A 14,861-nucleotide genomic window follows, 5' to 3' on the forward strand; every position below is an offset into this window, starting at 1 on the left:
CCCTCCACGGCACCCCCCGCGACGCCCTGCCCGGACCCGAAGCGGGCCTCCGCTCCATGACCGCCGTCCACGCCGCCGTAAAATCCGCAAAACAAAACGGAACATGGACAAACGCAATACCAAACGCGCTCAAGTGACCCAGGGGGCTGGCCGGCTCAGAGCAGCTGGCCCATCGCCTTGAGCACGAGGTAGGTCGAGACGACCAGCAGCAGCGTCTCGATCATCCGCATGTAGAGCGCCTCGGGCAGCCATTGCGCCAGCCGCTTGCCCAGCACCGCCCCGGCCGAGGCGACCCCCGCCATGGCCAGCAGGCTGGGCAGGTGGATGTTCGACATCATCCCGACCGAGGCATAGGCGGGCAGCTTGAACAGGTTGATGGCGGCGAAGACCAGCGTGTTGGTGCCGGCATATTGCATCTTGGGCAGTTTCTGCGGCAGCACGAAGCTCTGGAAGGGCGGCGCGCCGGTATGGGACACGAAGCTGGTGAGCCCGGCCAGCGTGCCCCAGACCAGCCCCGGGCCCGGCCGGAAGAGCACCGTCCGGTCCCGGCCGCGCAAGCGCTTGCCGGCGGCATGGGCGCAGTAGAACAGCCCCACCCCGCCGGTGGCCAGCTCGGCCACCGGGGTCGAGACCACCGGCGCGAGGAAGGTGGCCAGCACCACGCCCAGCAGCCCCGCCGGAATCAGCAGCAGCACGTTCTTCGCCGAGTAGTCGCTCCGGTAGAGCCAGACCCCCACCCCGTCGCTGATGATGAAGATCGGCAGCAGCACGCCGGCCGCAACCAGCGGATCCATCCAGATCGACAGCAGCGGCACGGCCAGCGCCCCGGCCGAGGCCAGCCCCCCTTTCGAGGCGCCGACGATCAGCGAGGCCAGCAGGAACAGGGCGAGCATCTCCATGCGGCGGGCTCCCATGCGCGCGAGGCCGCGCGTCCGGTTTCGGGGTGTCAGCGACGGGCGGCGGGTCAGTCCGCCCGGTCGAAGGCGATGGAATCGCGGTCCACGGCGGTGCAGGCCAGCTGCCGCGTCTCCCACCCCTCGGACCATGTGGTGATACGCTGACTGAGAATGTCGACCGTCTCGTGTACCATGGCCTCGAGCGGCTGGCGCAGGGTGGTCAGCCGGTAGGTCGACGCGGCAGCGAGGTCGACATCGTCGAAGCCGATGATCGACAGATCGTCGGGCAGGGTCAGGCCGAACTCGCCCCGCGCCACGTCCATCAGCGCCATGGCCAGCAGGTCATTGGCGCAGAACACCGCATCGGGCCGGTCGGCCCGGTCTAGAAGCTTGCGCGCGCTCTCGGTGCCGGCGCTGTAGGTGTATTCGCTGGCATGGGTGGCGGCGATCACCGCGTGGCCGGCCTCTTCGACGGCGGCGTGAAAGCCCTTGCCCCGGTCGATCGTGGTCGAGGCGCCCGAGGGCCCGCCCATGAAGCCGAAGCGGCGGTGGCGCGACTGCAGCAGCCGGTCGCCCGCAACCCGGCCGCCGGCCACATTGTCGGCGCAGACCACGTGCAGGTTGGCGCGCCGCGGCCGGCGGGCGAAGGCCACCAGCGGGATGCGGCGCTTCTGACATTGTTCGGTGATATGCGGCGAGATCGCCCCGGCCGAGACGACCAGCCCGTCGACGCTGTATTGCAGCACCAATCGCGCCATCTCCTCGAGATCCTGCCCCTCCGAGACGTTGAGCAGCAGCGTGCGCAGCCCCCGCGCCTGCAGCGTGCGGGTGAAATGGTCCAGCACGGTCAGGTAGATCGGGTTCTTGAAGTTCGCGAGGATCACGCCCACCAGGTTGGTGCGCTGCGTCATCAAGCTGCGGGCCAGCACGTTGGGCTGGTAGCCCAGCTTGTCGGCCGCCGCCATGACGCGCACGCGCATCTTGGCCGAGACGCTGGCGCCCGGCGTGAAGACGCGCGACACGGCCGAGAGCGACACGCCGGCCTCGCGCGCGACATCCTGCGCGGTCACGCGGCTGGCGTTCCGTTCGGCGGGGGGATTGGGACTTTCCTTCATGCTTCGCAACCATATGGGGGAGTTGGCGCCCGGCGCAAACGGTTCGGCCTCAATAGAGCGGCGCGACCGCCTCCCAGATGCCGGGGGCCGCGACCAGCACCGGGCGCTTGGCCTCGCAGACCAGCGAGGGCGCGAAGGCGTTGGTGCGCCCGCCGGCCTCGCGCACCAGCAGCATGCCGGCCAGGTCGTCCCAGGGCATGACCCGCGGCTCGTAGGCGGCCAGCAGCCGGCCCGAGGCGACGTAGCACAGCGCCAGCGCGCAGGCGCCCACGCGGATATACATGCCGCCATCCGAGACAAGGTCGCCGATGAAGGCGGCCGACTTGTGCGGATCGCCCTGCGCGTTGGCGCCCACGGCGATCAGCCCGTCGCCGATCGAGGCCGCATCGCTGACCCGGATCGGCCGGCCGTTCAGGAAGGCGCCGCCGCCCGCGGTGGCGTGGAACAGCTCGTCCGTGACCGGCGCATAGATCGCCGAGACCACCGGCACCGCGTCCACCGTGTAGCTGAGCACCACGCACCATTGCGGCAGGCCCAGCATGAAGCAGGTGGTGCCGTCCACCGGGTCGATCACCCACGCCGTGTTTCCGCCTTCGGGATCCTGCGCCGTCTCCTCGCCGACGATCGCGTCGCCGGGATAGGCCGCGCCCAGCCGCGCGCGGATCAGCGCCTCGACCTCGAGATCGACATTGGTCACCCAGTCCTGCGTGCCCTTGGTCTCGACCGACAGGCTGCCATGGTCGCGGAACGCCGCCAGCGCCACGGCCCCGGCCTCGCGCACGATGGCGCAGGCGGTGCGGGCGCGGGCCTCCAGCGTGTCGGCCACCTCGCTCAGCTCACTCATGCTCATGCGCTGCCCTGCCCTTCTGCCACGACCCCGACCTGCAACAGCGCGGCACGCAGCTTGGCGCGCAGCGTCTCGATATCGCCGGTATTCTCGATCCGCAGGTCCGCGGCATCGATCAGCGCGGCGTTGTTCTGGAAATTGCCGTCGCCGCCATTGGCGCGCAGGTCATCGGTGCGGAACCGTTCAAGCTCGCCCGGATCGCCGGCCCGCGCCCGGCCCTGCACGCGCTGGAACCGGCTTTCGGTGTCCAGCACCAGCGCCAGCAGCACCAGGGTCAGCCCGTGGCGTTCCGCGGTGGCGCGCAGGTGCTCAAGCTCGTCGAGATTGCGCAGCCCGTCGATCACCGCGCGGCGCTGCGCCATCAGGTCGGTCTGTGAGATCAGCACCTCGGCATAGTAGTGGTTGCCATGCGCCTCCTGCTGGGCCTTGCCATGGCTCTGCACCTGTTCGCGGGTCGGCGTGTCGATGGCCGCCTCGGCCTCCTGCCTGAGGAAGGCCGATAGCGAATAGGGGGCGAATCCCTCTTCGCGCAGCAGGCCGGTCGTGGTCGATTTCCCGGCCCCCGAATCTCCGCAGACCGCAACGATCAATCCGTCGCTCATACCCCTGTTCTCCTTGCATGGGCTTTCAAAGTGATCCGCGAGACCCGCAGAGAAAGCTGTTATTGAAAGATGAAATCAGCATACCGGCAGAAATAATTTTTGCAAGGGCTTGCAAAAATGCGTCAGTGGCCGTAGCGTCAAGGCAAGTCGAACCGGCACAGGCCGGACATCCAGGGAGGAAAGACACCATGCGACACACATTGTCAGTACTGGCCCTTGTCGCCGCGCAGGCCGGCCTTGCGCAGGCCGCGCCCGAGGGCACGTTCACCGTCGCCGTCCACCAGGAACCGCAGGATCTCGCGGCGCAGGGCGTCTACAAGGAGATCAACGCCCCCGGCCTGCGCAACGTGCTCGAGACGCTGATCGCCACCGATCCCGAGACCGGCGAATACATCCCTGTTCTGGCCACCGCGTGGGAGCGCGTGGATGACAGGACCGTGCGGCTGACCCTGCGCGAGGGCGTCACCTTCCATGACGGCACCGAGATGACGGCCGAGGCGGTCGCCACCAATATCTCGTTCATCTGGAGCCCCGACAGCGCCTTCACCATCCAGGAATACGCCGGGCCCGGCGTGATCACGGCCAGGGCCACCGGCCCGCTGCAGGTCGAGGTCAGCTCGACCGAGCCCGACCCGATGATGGAGTTCCGCCTGACCCTGACCGGCATCGCCTCGGCCAGGCAGATCGAGGAGAACCCGGCCGAGCATTTCGGCACGCCCATCGGCACCGGCCCCTACCGGTTCGAGGAATGGGCCCGCGGCCAGTACTGGACCGCCAGCGCCAATCCCGACTGGTGGGGCCTGACGGCCGAGGATGCCTATGGCGAGACCACGCAACAGTTCGAGACGCTGCGCTTCGTCTTCCGCCCCGAGGGGTCGGCCCGCAACGCCATGGTGCGCACCGGCGAGGCGGACCTGGCCACCAACCCCTCGCCCGAGGATTGCGCCGCGGCCGAGGGCAATGACGGCTATTCCTGCATCACCGGCCCGTCGGATGCCTATCTCTACGGCCGGCTCGACCAGTCGCTGCACGCCCATCCCGCGCTGCAGGACATGCGGGTGCGCAAGGCGATCTTCCACGCGCTGGACTACGAGGGGATCGCCGACCTGATCGGGCTGGCCTCGGTGCCGCAGGGCCAGCTGGGCACGCCCGACATGCTGGGCTTCAACGACTCGCTATCGCAATACGAATACAACCCCGACCTGTCGCGCCAATTGCTGGACGAGGCGCGCGCCGACGGGGTCGACGTGGACGGTCTGGTGGTCGAGGTGGTCGGCCGCAACACCACGCCGCGCGTCGGCTCGGTCACCGAGGTGATCGGCTTCTTCCTCGAACAGGTGGGCATCAACACCCAGATCAACGTGCAGCTGCCCGACGTGTTCAACCCGCGCGTCCGGATCAAGGGCTATGCCGAGGAAGCGCCGCGCGCGATGATGCAGGTGCATGTCAAGCAGAACGCCTCGGGCGAGTTCGGCACCAACCTTCTGGGCAACTATGCCTGCCCCGATATCGACGACCCCTCGGGCGCCTCGCGCTCCTCGGTGCATTGCAACCCCGAGTTCGACGAGAAGCTGGCCAAGGCGCTGACCCTGTCGGGCGAGGAACGCGACGCGGCGCTGCAGGAGCTCGTGGGCTTCCTGCACGGGCAATACCCGATCCTGCCGCTGGCGCTGCTCGACAAGGGCTACCTGATCGGGGACGGCTATGACTTCACTTTCGGGGTCGACCACCGGTTCCTCGCCGTCAACGTGACGCGCGCCGACTGAGACCGCCCCGAAGCGCGGACCGCCCTCCCCCGCGGTCCGCGCCGTTCCGTCGTCATCCGAGGTTCCGCCAGATGCCCTACCTGCTCAGACGTTTCCTGCAGTCCCTGACGCTGCTCTTCGTGCTGGTCTCTTTCGTCTTCGTCGTCGGTCGCATCATCGGTGATCCGGCGCTGATCATGCTGGGCACCAGCGCCACCGAGACCGCGCTGGACCAGCTGCGCGAGAATCTCGGCCTGAACGAGCCGATCTGGCGCCAGTACCTGGTATTCCTGGGCGATCTCGCGCAGGGCGATTTCGGCGTCAGCTTCCGTTACGGCTTCTCGATGATGCCCTCGGACGCGCTGCGCTCGGAAGGCACGCCGGTGCTGCCCATCGTGCTGGAGCGGCTGCCCGCCACCTTCCTGCTGGCCGGCACCGCGCTGGTCTTCGCCTTCGCGCTGGCGGTGGTGCTGGGCTGTCTCGCGGCGATGTACCCGCGCTCCTGGATCGACAACCTGGTCAACGTGATCTCGCTGGCCTCGGTCTCGGTGGTGCAGTTCTGGCTGGGGCTGATCCTGATCATCGTCTTCAGCGTGCAGCTGGGCCTGCTGCCCACCGGCGGCTACGGATCCTGGCAGCACCTGGTGCTGCCGGCGCTGACGCTGGCCGCGCGGCCTCTGGGGCGGATCTCGCAGGTGGTACGCAGCGCCATGCTTGACGAGCTGTCGCGCCCATATATCGCCGCCGCCCGCGCCAAGGGCGTGCCGGAATGGCGCGTGGTCTTCGTGCATGCGCTCAAGAACGCCTCGATCCCGATCGTGACCATCACCGGGGACGAGCTGTCGCAGCTGCTGACCGGGGCCATGCTGGTCGAGACGGTCTTTGCCTGGCCGGGCGTGGGGCTGCTGCTGATCGACTCCCTGGGCCGGCGCGACCTGCCCATGGCGCAGGCGGGGATCTGCGTGGTGGCCGCGCTGGTGATCCTCGTGAACCTCGCGGTGGACTTCGCCTACACGGTGCTGAACCCGCGCATCCAGATGGACAACCGGGGAGGCCGGGCATGAGTGCCGTCGATACCAACACCGCCGCCCTGCCCGAGGAAGAGCATGACCGCGCCGTCGCGATCACCTGGCGGGCCTATGCCAAGGCCCTGCTGCGCGACCGGGTCGCCTTCGTCTCGGCCGTCTTTCTGTTGCTGCTGTTGATCGCCGCCGCCGGCGCGCACCTGCTGGCGCCCTACGATCCCAACCACGCCAATCTCGGCGCGCGTTTCGTGCCGCCGCTGGGCACGGCGCGGGATGGCGGGTTCCACCTGCTGGGCACCGACGAGCTGGGCCGGGACCTGTTCTCGCGCCTGATGCACGGGGCGCGCGTCTCGATGTCGATCGGCCTTCTGGGCGCGCTGTGCTCGGGGATCGTGGGCATCACCCTGGGCGTGCTGGCGGGCTTCTACCGCGGGCTGCTGGAAGACCTGTTGATGCGCGCGGTGGACGGCATGATGGCCCTGCCCTCGCTCTTGATCGCGCTCTTCATCCTGTTCGTGATCGGCCCGGGATTTGCCAACCTGATCCTGATCTTCACCCTGCTGCACTGGATGGTCTTTGCCCGCATGGCGCGGTCGCTGACGCTGAACCACCAGCAGAGCACCTACATCACCGCCGCCCGCGCCATCGGCGGCAGCGACCGGCGGATCATCCTGACCCACCTGCTGCCCAACATGGTCTCGCCGCTGATCGTGCTGTTCACGCTCGAGATCGCCGTGCTGATCCTGTCCGAGGCCTCGCTCTCCTTCCTGGGCTTCGGCGTGCAGGCGCCGCAATCCTCCTGGGGGCTGATGATCGCGCGCGGGCGGGAATATATCAGCTCGGCCTGGTGGCTGGTGGTGATGCCGGGCGCGGCGATCTTCCTGACCGCGCTGGCGCTGAACCTCGTGGCGGCCTGGGCGCGCGCGATCACCGACCCCGTGCAGCGCTGGCGCTGGCTGACCCCGCCGCGCCGCAAGAACCAGCCTGTCGACCATGACGCGTAAGCCGGAGGACACCATGCGGGAAATGCACCCATCCCAGACCACCGACGCGACCCCTGCCCCGCTGCTCGAGGTGCGCGACCTGCGCGTCAGCTTCGACACGCCCCACGGGCTGGTCAAGGCGGTGGGCGGCGTCAGCTGGACCCTGTCGCCGGGCGAGACGCTGGGCATCATCGGCGAAAGCGGTTCGGGCAAGAGCGTCGGGCTCGAGGCCATCATGGGCCTCATCAAGTCGCCCCCGGGCCATGTCGCGGGCCAGGTCCTGTTCGAAGGCGAGGACGTGCTGACCATGAAGGAAAGCCGCCGCCGGCAGCTGCGCGGCGAGAAGATCGCGATGATCTTCCAGGACGCGATGAGCGCGCTGAACCCCGCGCTGACCGTGGGCACGCAGATCGCCGAGGTCTACCGGCTGCGCCGCAGATGCAGCCAGACCGAGGCCGAGCGCAAGGCGGTCGAGCTGATGGACCGGGTCAAGATCCCCTCGGCGAAATCGCGGGTGCGCTGCTACCCGCACGAGTTCTCGGGCGGCATGTGCCAGCGCGTGATGATCGCCACCGCGCTGGCGCTCAACCCGCTGATCCTCATTGCCGACGAGCCCACCACCGCGCTGGACGTGACCGTGCAGCGCCAGATCATGACACTTCTGGCCGATCTGCAGCGCGAGGACGGCATGGCGCTGGTGCTGATCACCCATGATCTGGGCCTCGTGGCCGAGACGGTCGACCGGGCGATGGTCATGTATGCCGGCCGCGTGGTCGAAAGCGCGCCGGTCTCGGCGCTGTTCGATGCGCCCTCGCACCCCTACACGCGCGGGCTGATCCGCTCGATGCCGCGCATCGACGGTGCCTCCGGGGCGCTGCACGCGATCGGCGGCACGCCGCCCGCCGCCGGTCGCATGCCGCGCGGCTGTGCCTTCCACCCGCGCTGCACGCATCGCATCGATCGCTGCCGTGCCGAGCGCCCCGCGCTGCGCCCCGTCGCCCCGCGCCACACGGCCGCCTGCCACCTTGTCGAGGAGATGACGCATGACTGACGCCCCCGTCTTCGAAGTGCGCGACATCCGCAAGGAATACGCGCTCGGCAAGCCCGGCCTCTTCGGCGGCAAGGTCCGCTCGCTCACCGCCGTCAAGGATGTCAGCTTTGCCCTGCGCCGCGGCGAGACCGTGGGCCTTGTGGGCGAATCCGGCTGCGGCAAGTCCAGCCTCGCGCGCACCGTGCTGCGCCTGAACGAGCCCAGCGGCGGCGAGGTGCACTATCATGGGCAGGACATCCTCGCGCTGTCGCGCCCCGAGATGCAGAAGCTGCGCCGCCACATCCAGGTGGTCTTCCAGGACCCCTACAGCTCGCTCGACCCGCGCTTCACCGTGCGCCGCATCCTCAGCGAGCCCTGGCAGATCTTTCCCGACATCGTGCCGCCCGAGCAACGCGAGGCGCGCGTGGCCGAATTGCTGACGCTGGTGGGCTTGAACCCCTCGGACGCGGATCGCTACCCGCACCAGTTCTCGGGCGGGCAGCGCCAGCGGATCGGCATCGCACGCGCGCTCGCGCTCGAGCCCGAGGTGATCGTCTGTGACGAAGCGGTCTCGGCGCTGGACGTCTCGGTGCAGGCGCAGGTGGTGAACCTGCTCAAGGAATTGCAGGACAAGCTGGGCCTCGCCTACCTGTTCATCGCGCATGACCTGTCGGTGGTGCGCCACATCTCGGACCGGGTGATCGTGATGTACCTGGGCGAAGTGGTCGAGGAAGGTCCGGTCGAAGAGGTCTTCACCACGCCGCGCCACCCCTACACGGTTGCGCTGCTCTCGGCGGTGCCCCTGCCCGACCCGTCCCGGCGCGACCGCGAGGTGATCGTGCTCGAGGGCGAGGTGCCCAACCCGATCTTCCCGCCCTCGGGCTGCCCGTTCCACCCGCGCTGCGCCCACGCGCAGGAGATCTGCCGCCAGACCCCGCCCCCGGTCCGGACCATCGGCCCCACCAGGGCCCGCTGCCATTTCGCCGGCGCGCTCGACACGCCCCCCGACCTCGCCCACGCCGCGGACGACGGGCCGTCATAGCCCCGCGCGCGCCGCTCAAGGCAGCCGTGCCGCGCGCATGGGGCGACCCCGGGCCGGCGCGCGCAAGACCCTGGCAAGCCACGCCGCCACGCCGCGGCCGCCGGCAGCCTTGCGCGCCGCCAGCATCTGCGCGGCGTGGCGGTCCTGCGCGTCCTTCGGGTGCAGGTGATCAGGGCGGGCGGTCAGGATGCGGGTGTCGAGCGGGGTCAGCATGGTGGTCTCCTCTGATGTGATGACCCCATCCTCGCAAACCGGCGCGCTGCGCGCTTGAGGGCCGTCCTTGGATAATCCTTGGAAACCCCTGTGTTTCGATCCGGAGCTTGCGCAAACGTGCCGCGCGCGGCTTTACTCGGGACATGATCCTGACTTTCGCGGAGTGCCGGCTGGATTGCGACGCGCTGACCCTGACCCGGGACGGCGCGCCCGTGCCGGTGGAGCCGCAGGTCTTCGACCTTGTCCGGCTTCTGGCCGAAAGCCCCGGCCGCGTGGTGACCCGGGACGAGATCATCGCACGGGTCTGGGGCGGGCGGATCGTCAGCGACAGCGCCATCTCGGCGCGCATCGCCGCGGCGCGCAAGGCGGTGGGCGATGACGGCAAGCGGCAGGCGGTGATCCGCACCGTGGCGCGGCGCGGGCTGCAGATGGCGGTGCCCGTCGATCGCGACGCGCCGGAGGCCCCCGCCCCCGTCACGCCACCGCGCGTGCGCTACGCGCGCAACGCGGCCGGGCAGATGATCGCCTATACGGTCACCGGGGACGGGCCGCCGGTGCTCAACGTCTCGTTCTTTGCCCGCGCGGTCGAGCGCGAATGGCAGGTTCCCTCGCGGCGCCTGCTGCTCGAGGCGCTGGCCGCGCGGCACCGGCTGGTCTGCTATGACGAGATCGGCGCCGGCCTGTCGACGCGCGGCATGGAGGGCGTGAGCATCGACAGCAAGGCCGGGGAGATCCGCGCCGTGGCCGATGCCGCGGGGCTGGAACGTTTCGCGATCATGGCCGAATCCGGCGGCGCGCAGCAGGCCATCGCCTTTGCCGCCGCCTGGCCCGAACGGGTCACGGCTCTGGTGCTCTCGGGCGGCTATGCCGACGGGCGGCTGCGGCGCGGTACGGCCGACAGCGATTTCGTGCGCGCCATGATCCACGAGGGCTGGAGCCCGGGCTCGGTCGCGATCAGCCGCGCCTACCTGACCGCCTATTGCCCCGACGGCCCGTTCGAGGCCGCAGCGGAAGTGGCGCAGATGATGCAGGAGGCGACGCATCGCGCCGACATGCTCTACCAGCGCGACCTGTCCAACGGCGCCTCGGTGGCGCATCTGCTCGACCGCATCACCTGCCCCACGCTGGTGATCCATGCGCGCGGCGACATGGTGCACCCGCTGGCCGAGGGGCAGAAGCTGGCCGCCGGGATCCGGCGGGCCGAGCTGCACGTGCTGGAATCGGGCAATCACCTGCCGCTGGCCGGGTCAGAGGGGATCCGGCCCTATCTCGACCAGATCACCGGGTTTCTCGCGGCCCATGCCGGCGATGCCGCCCCCACTGGCGCTTGGCCGCAGGATTGGTAGTCTCCGCCGCAAAGGAGAGACCCCATGTTCCAGAGCTTTGAGACCACCGCCTCGCCCGGGCAGGGCCCGGCCCGCCTCGCCGCCCTGCGCGACGTCATGGAGCGCGAGGGGCTGGACGGCGTGATCGTGCCCCGCGCCGATGCGCATCAGGGCGAATATGTCGCCCCGCGCGATGACCGGCTGGCCTGGCTGACCGGGTTCACCGGCTCGGCCGGCTGGTGCGTCGCCCTGCGCGACCGCGCGGCGGTCTTCGTCGACAGCCGCTACCGCGTGCAGGTCCGCGCGCAGGTGGCCGAGGTCTTCGAGCCGGTGGACTGGCCCGAAACCTCGCTGGGCGACTGGATCGCCGGGGCGCTGCCCGCCGGCACGGTCGGGTTCGACCCCTGGCTGCTGACCGTCGAGCAGAAGCGCGCGCTGGAGGGCAAGCTGGGCGCCATCACCCTGCGCGCCGTCGAGAACCCGGTCGACCGGATCTGGGAAGACCAGCCCGCCCCGCCCATGGGCAAGATCTTTGCCCAGCCCGAGGCGCTGGCCGGCGAGCCGCATGGCGCCAAGATCGACCGGCTCGCGGCGTCGCTGGAGGGCGCCGCGGCCGCCGTGCTGACCCTGCCCGACAGCATCGCCTGGCTGCTCAACATCCGCGGCAGCGACATTCCCCGCAACCCGGTGCCGCATGCCTTTGCGCTGCTGCATGCCGATGCGCGGGTGACGCTCTTCGTGGCCGAGGCAAAGCTTGCCGATCTGGGTGACCACCTGGGCGGGCGCGTCACCGTGGCGCCGCCCGAACAGCTGCTGGAGACGCTGGCCGCGCTGGAGGGACAGGTGCGCATCGACCCGGCCTCCTGCCCCGTGGCCCTGGCCGAGGCGCTGGCCGACCCGGTCGAGGGGCCCGATCCCTGCCTGCTGCCCAAGGCGCGCAAGACTGCCGCCGAGCTGGAGGGCGCGCGCGCCGCGCATCTGCGCGACGGGGCGGCCATGGTGCGCTTCCTCGCCTGGCTCGACGACCAGCCCCCCGGCAGCCTGACCGAGATCGACGTGGTCCGCCGGCTCGAGGCCGAGCGCCGCGCCACCAACGCGCTGCGCGACATCAGCTTCGAAACCATCGCCGGGGCCGGACCAAACGGCGCCATCGTGCATTACCGCGTCACCGAAGAGACCGACCGCCGCGTGGCCGAGGGCGAGCTGCTGCTGGTCGACAGCGGCGGGCAATACGTCGACGGCACCACCGACATCACCCGCACCGTCGCCATCGGCGATCCCGGCCCCGAGGAGGCCGCGGCCTTCACCCGGGTGCTCAAAGGGATGATCGCGGTGTCGCGACTGCGTTTTCCGAAGGGGCTGACCGGGCGCGACATCGACCCCTTCGCGCGCGCCGCGCTGTGGGAGGCGGGGCTCGATTACGGGCACGGCACCGGGCACGGGGTCGGCGCCTATCTCTCGGTGCACGAGGGTCCCGCCCGCATCGCGCGCAGCGGCACGGTGGCGCTGGAACCCGGCATGATCCTGTCGAACGAGCCGGGCTTCTACCGCGAGGGCGCCTTCGGCATACGGATCGAGAACCTGATCGCGGTCGAGGACGCGCCGGCCTTGCAAGATCAGACCGTGGCACGCATGTTGCGGTTCGAAACCCTGACATGGGTACCGATCGACACGCGGCTGGTCGTGCCCGCCCTGATGACCGGGGCCGAGCGCGACTGGCTGAACGCCTACCATGCCGAGGTCGAGGCGCGGATCGGCCCGCTGGTCGAAGGATCGGCCCGGGACTGGTTGTCGCGGGCCTGTCAGGCTATCTGACATGATAACGTTACACGCCCCGTGTCTGACAGAGCGGGGTTCAGGACAGGGGACAGCACTCATGAGCAAGCACATCACCATCACGCAGGCCGAGGGAACCTGGGTCGTCCGTGCCGGCGGCGCCGTGCTGGGCGAGTCGAGCGACGCGCTGGAGCTGGTCGAGGGCGACATGGCCCCGGTGATCTATTTCCCGCGCAGCGATATCGGCATGGCCTTCCTCGAGCGGACCGATCACAGCACGCATTGCCCGCACAAGGGCGATGCCAGCTATTTCTCGATCATGTCGAAATCGACCACCTACGAGAATGCCGCCTGGTCCTACGAGGACCCCTCCGAGGACGTGGCCCGCATCAAGGACCACCTCGCCTTCTACCAGCAGGACGGGGTGACCGTCGAACAGGTCTGAGCGCCCCTTGCGGGGCCGGAACACGCCCGTTCCGGCCCTGACAGCCGCCGACAGGGCGGCGTTATTGCATATCAGGCGCGCGGGGCGCTTTGCTGGGGCCAATCCCGGATTTCTGTACAAGGACGCCCCCGCCATGTTCCGCCTGATCCTCTTCCTCTCTGCCCTCCTGCTCGGGACCGCCGCCGCGGCCACCCAATCGCTTTACGTGAACGCGCCCGATGACGGGTTCCTCAACCTGCGCAGCGGCCCCTCGACCGCCTATCGCGTCATCCGGCAGATGCCGCATGGCGACACGGTCACCGTGCTGTCGACGCCGGGCAAGTGGTACAAGGTGCTGCACCGCTCGGGCGCCAGCGGTTGGGCGCATAGCGGCTGGCTGGTGCAGGACGATCCCACCCGCGCGCCCGGCTATCACGACGGCATCACGCAGCTGCCCACGCTTTACGTCCATGCGCCGGGCCATGGCGCGCTGAACCTGCGGCAGGGCCCGGGCACCGAGCATGCGGTGATCCTGCAGATGGCGCAGGCCAGCCGGGTCGAGGTGCTGGGCGAGCAGGGCAAATGGCTGCTGGTCCGGCACGAGAGCGGCCATGTCGGCTGGGCGCATGGCGACTACCTGTCCAGCACGCGGCAGGCCCTGCCCCGCGCGCCGCACGGCCCGGCGCTGCATGGCCATGTGGCCACGAAGAAATGGCGCCAGATCATCGCCACCTGCCAGGAGCGTCCCGGCGCGGCCTTCCGCCCCTGCATCGCGTGGCACCTGCGCCGGATGCAGCCCCGCGGCTGGTAGGCCGCAGTCCGCCGCCTGCCCAATTCCTCACCGCTGATCCGCCCCCTGCCCCCGTGTCGCAGGGGGCGGGCCCGTTCGGCACTGGCCCGGGGCCGCCCCACCTGTCACCATCGCACGACCTGCCGGCCACGCGCGCCATCCCGGGCGCGCGGGCACGACGGGGCGAAAGCGAGGGATCCGATGAGCATGCGTTTGAACCTGGGCTGCCGGCTGACTTTCGGGCTGCCCGCGCCCACCCCGATGATCCTGCTGCTCAACGTGCATTACTCGCGCGCCAGCGACCTTGAACGGCCCGACCTGCTGGTCACCGACCCGGCCGTGCCGGTCACCGCCTATCGCGACGGGTTCGGCAATTGGTGCACCCGTCTGGTGGCGCCGGCCGGCACGATGACCGTCTCGACCGATGGCACGCTGCGCGACGCCGGGTTCTCCGACCCGGTGGGGCTGGAGGCCGAGCAGGTCCCGGTCGAGCTGCTGCCCGCCGAGGTGCTGCCCTTCCTGCTGCCCAGCCGCTATTGCGAAAGCGACGTGCTGTCGGATTACGCCTGGCAGCATTTCGGCCAGACCCCGCCGGGCTGGGCGCGGGTGCAGGCGGTCTGCGACCACGTGCACAACCACGTCACCTTCGGCTACCAGTATTCGCGGCCCACGCGCACGGCGGTCGACGCGCTGAACGAGGCCCGCGGCGTCTGTCGCGACTTCACGCATCTGGCGGTGGCGCTCTGCCGCGCGCTGAACATCCCCACGCGCTACTGCACCGGCTATGTCAGCGATATCGGCCAGCCGCCGCCCCATGCCGAGATGGATTTCGCCGCCTGGATGGAGGTCTATCTTGGCGGGCAATGGTGGGTCTTCGATCCGCGCAACAACGACATCCGCTATGGCCGCGTGCTGATTGCGCAGGGGCGCGACGCGGCCGATGTGCCGCTGACCCACAGCTTTGGTCAGCACAGCCTGACCGGGTTCGAGGTCTGGATCGACGAGGCGCCCGCGCAGGGCTGAGCCGCAATGCGAGACGGGCGGCGCC

General features: G+C 69.8%; 15 protein-coding genes. 10 read left to right on the plus strand and 5 right to left on the minus strand.

Translation table 11 applies throughout. The features are described 5' to 3' along the window. Window positions 1–155: 155 nt before the first annotated feature. From AVJ23_RS18795 to AVJ23_RS18810, 4 genes are all read right to left on the minus strand, one after another. The gene (locus AVJ23_RS18795) at window positions 156–899 is read right to left on the minus strand and encodes a sulfite exporter TauE/SafE family protein (protein WP_058863771.1); all 744 of its coding nucleotides are present in this window, start codon (window positions 897–899) and stop codon (window positions 156–158) included. Window positions 900–964: 65 nt separating this feature from the next. Next, window positions 965–2,011 carry a LacI family DNA-binding transcriptional regulator gene (locus AVJ23_RS18800; protein WP_058863772.1) on the minus strand — a complete coding sequence of 349 codons (1,047 nt, stop codon included), beginning with the start codon at window positions 2,009–2,011 and terminating at the stop codon, window positions 965–967. Window positions 2,012–2,060: 49 nt separating this feature from the next. Beyond that, complete coding sequence (locus tag AVJ23_RS18805) at window positions 2,061–2,861, minus strand: inositol monophosphatase family protein (protein ID WP_084794762.1); 801 nt, start codon at window positions 2,859–2,861, stop codon at window positions 2,061–2,063. After that, a complete protein-coding gene (locus AVJ23_RS18810; RefSeq protein ID WP_058863774.1) occupies window positions 2,858–3,460 on the minus strand; it encodes a nucleoside/nucleotide kinase family protein in 603 nt (200 codons plus the stop codon). The genes AVJ23_RS18805 and AVJ23_RS18810 overlap by 4 nt, the downstream gene beginning before the upstream one ends. Before the next feature lie 188 nt (window positions 3,461–3,648). Here AVJ23_RS18810 and AVJ23_RS18815 point away from each other — a divergent pair, with 188 nt between their 5' ends. From AVJ23_RS18815 to AVJ23_RS18835, 5 genes are all read left to right on the plus strand, one after another. Next, entirely contained in the window at window positions 3,649–5,226 is a 1,578-nt protein-coding gene (locus AVJ23_RS18815) for an ABC transporter substrate-binding protein (protein WP_157772711.1), read from the plus strand. A gap of 71 nt (window positions 5,227–5,297) precedes the next feature. After that, on the plus strand, window positions 5,298–6,269 hold the full coding sequence (locus AVJ23_RS18820) for an ABC transporter permease (protein WP_058863776.1): 972 nt from the start codon (window positions 5,298–5,300) through the stop codon (window positions 6,267–6,269). Continuing rightward, the gene (locus AVJ23_RS18825) at window positions 6,266–7,234 is read left to right on the plus strand and encodes an ABC transporter permease (RefSeq protein WP_058863777.1); all 969 of its coding nucleotides are present in this window, start codon (window positions 6,266–6,268) and stop codon (window positions 7,232–7,234) included. The genes AVJ23_RS18820 and AVJ23_RS18825 overlap by 4 nt, the downstream gene beginning before the upstream one ends. A gap of 13 nt (window positions 7,235–7,247) precedes the next feature. Further along, window positions 7,248–8,264 carry an ABC transporter ATP-binding protein gene (locus tag AVJ23_RS18830; protein WP_058863778.1) on the plus strand — a complete coding sequence of 339 codons (1,017 nt, stop codon included), beginning with the start codon at window positions 7,248–7,250 and terminating at the stop codon, window positions 8,262–8,264. After that, window positions 8,257–9,285 carry an ABC transporter ATP-binding protein gene (locus tag AVJ23_RS18835; protein WP_058863779.1) on the plus strand — a complete coding sequence of 343 codons (1,029 nt, stop codon included), beginning with the start codon at window positions 8,257–8,259 and terminating at the stop codon, window positions 9,283–9,285. The genes AVJ23_RS18830 and AVJ23_RS18835 overlap by 8 nt, the downstream gene beginning before the upstream one ends. A gap of 15 nt (window positions 9,286–9,300) precedes the next feature. Here AVJ23_RS18835 and AVJ23_RS18840 read toward each other — a convergent pair whose 3' ends face one another. Further along, the gene (locus AVJ23_RS18840) at window positions 9,301–9,498 is read right to left on the minus strand and encodes a hypothetical protein (RefSeq protein WP_058863780.1); all 198 of its coding nucleotides are present in this window, start codon (window positions 9,496–9,498) and stop codon (window positions 9,301–9,303) included. A 143-nt stretch (window positions 9,499–9,641) separates the two neighbouring features. Here AVJ23_RS18840 and AVJ23_RS18845 point away from each other — a divergent pair, with 143 nt between their 5' ends. The 5 genes from AVJ23_RS18845 (at window position 9,642) to AVJ23_RS18865 (ending at window position 14,836) form a co-directional block, all read left to right on the plus strand. After that, a complete protein-coding gene (locus tag AVJ23_RS18845) occupies window positions 9,642–10,844 on the plus strand; it encodes an alpha/beta hydrolase (RefSeq protein ID WP_058863781.1) in 1,203 nt (400 codons plus the stop codon). Window positions 10,845–10,868: 24 nt separating this feature from the next. Beyond that, window positions 10,869–12,638, plus strand: coding sequence for an aminopeptidase P family protein (locus AVJ23_RS18850; protein WP_058863782.1), 1,770 nt, complete (start codon window positions 10,869–10,871; stop codon window positions 12,636–12,638). A gap of 61 nt (window positions 12,639–12,699) precedes the next feature. After that, window positions 12,700–13,044 carry a DUF427 domain-containing protein gene (locus AVJ23_RS18855; RefSeq protein WP_058863783.1) on the plus strand — a complete coding sequence of 115 codons (345 nt, stop codon included), beginning with the start codon at window positions 12,700–12,702 and terminating at the stop codon, window positions 13,042–13,044. A gap of 133 nt (window positions 13,045–13,177) precedes the next feature. Continuing rightward, window positions 13,178–13,834: an SH3 domain-containing protein gene (locus tag AVJ23_RS18860; RefSeq protein ID WP_058863784.1), complete on the plus strand. Its 657-nt coding sequence runs from the start codon at window positions 13,178–13,180 to the stop codon at window positions 13,832–13,834. 186 nt (window positions 13,835–14,020) lie between these two features. Further along, window positions 14,021–14,836, plus strand: a complete 816-nt coding sequence (locus AVJ23_RS18865; RefSeq protein ID WP_058863844.1) for a transglutaminase-like domain-containing protein — start codon at window positions 14,021–14,023, stop codon at window positions 14,834–14,836. Window positions 14,837–14,861 lie beyond the last annotated feature (25 nt).

The sequence above is a fragment of the Pseudoponticoccus marisrubri genome (assembly GCF_001482405.1).
Classification (GTDB): Bacteria; Pseudomonadota; Alphaproteobacteria; order Rhodobacterales; family Rhodobacteraceae; genus Pseudoponticoccus; species Pseudoponticoccus marisrubri.

Excerpts from the sequence above, each read along its gene's own strand:
- AVJ23_RS18795 (WP_058863771.1), bottom strand. The coding sequence starts at position 899 with ATGGAGATGCTCGCCCTGTTCCTGCTGGCCTCGCTGATCGTCGGCGCC.
- AVJ23_RS18800 (WP_058863772.1), bottom strand. The coding sequence starts at position 2,011 with ATGAAGGAAAGTCCCAATCCCCCCGCCGAACGGAACGCCAGCCGCGTG.
- AVJ23_RS18805 (WP_084794762.1), bottom strand. The coding sequence starts at position 2,861 with ATGAGCATGAGTGAGCTGAGCGAGGTGGCCGACACGCTGGAGGCCCGC.
- AVJ23_RS18810 (WP_058863774.1), bottom strand. The coding sequence starts at position 3,460 with ATGAGCGACGGATTGATCGTTGCGGTCTGCGGAGATTCGGGGGCCGGG.
- AVJ23_RS18815 (WP_157772711.1), top strand. The coding sequence starts at position 3,649 with ATGCGACACACATTGTCAGTACTGGCCCTTGTCGCCGCGCAGGCCGGC.
- AVJ23_RS18820 (WP_058863776.1), top strand. The coding sequence starts at position 5,298 with ATGCCCTACCTGCTCAGACGTTTCCTGCAGTCCCTGACGCTGCTCTTC.
- AVJ23_RS18825 (WP_058863777.1), top strand. The coding sequence starts at position 6,266 with ATGAGTGCCGTCGATACCAACACCGCCGCCCTGCCCGAGGAAGAGCAT.
- AVJ23_RS18830 (WP_058863778.1), top strand. The coding sequence starts at position 7,248 with ATGCGGGAAATGCACCCATCCCAGACCACCGACGCGACCCCTGCCCCG.
- AVJ23_RS18835 (WP_058863779.1), top strand. The coding sequence starts at position 8,257 with ATGACTGACGCCCCCGTCTTCGAAGTGCGCGACATCCGCAAGGAATAC.
- AVJ23_RS18840 (WP_058863780.1), bottom strand. The coding sequence starts at position 9,498 with ATGCTGACCCCGCTCGACACCCGCATCCTGACCGCCCGCCCTGATCAC.
- AVJ23_RS18845 (WP_058863781.1), top strand. The coding sequence starts at position 9,642 with ATGATCCTGACTTTCGCGGAGTGCCGGCTGGATTGCGACGCGCTGACC.
- AVJ23_RS18850 (WP_058863782.1), top strand. The coding sequence starts at position 10,869 with ATGTTCCAGAGCTTTGAGACCACCGCCTCGCCCGGGCAGGGCCCGGCC.
- AVJ23_RS18855 (WP_058863783.1), top strand. The coding sequence starts at position 12,700 with ATGAGCAAGCACATCACCATCACGCAGGCCGAGGGAACCTGGGTCGTC.
- AVJ23_RS18860 (WP_058863784.1), top strand. The coding sequence starts at position 13,178 with ATGTTCCGCCTGATCCTCTTCCTCTCTGCCCTCCTGCTCGGGACCGCC.
- AVJ23_RS18865 (WP_058863844.1), top strand. The coding sequence starts at position 14,021 with ATGCGTTTGAACCTGGGCTGCCGGCTGACTTTCGGGCTGCCCGCGCCC.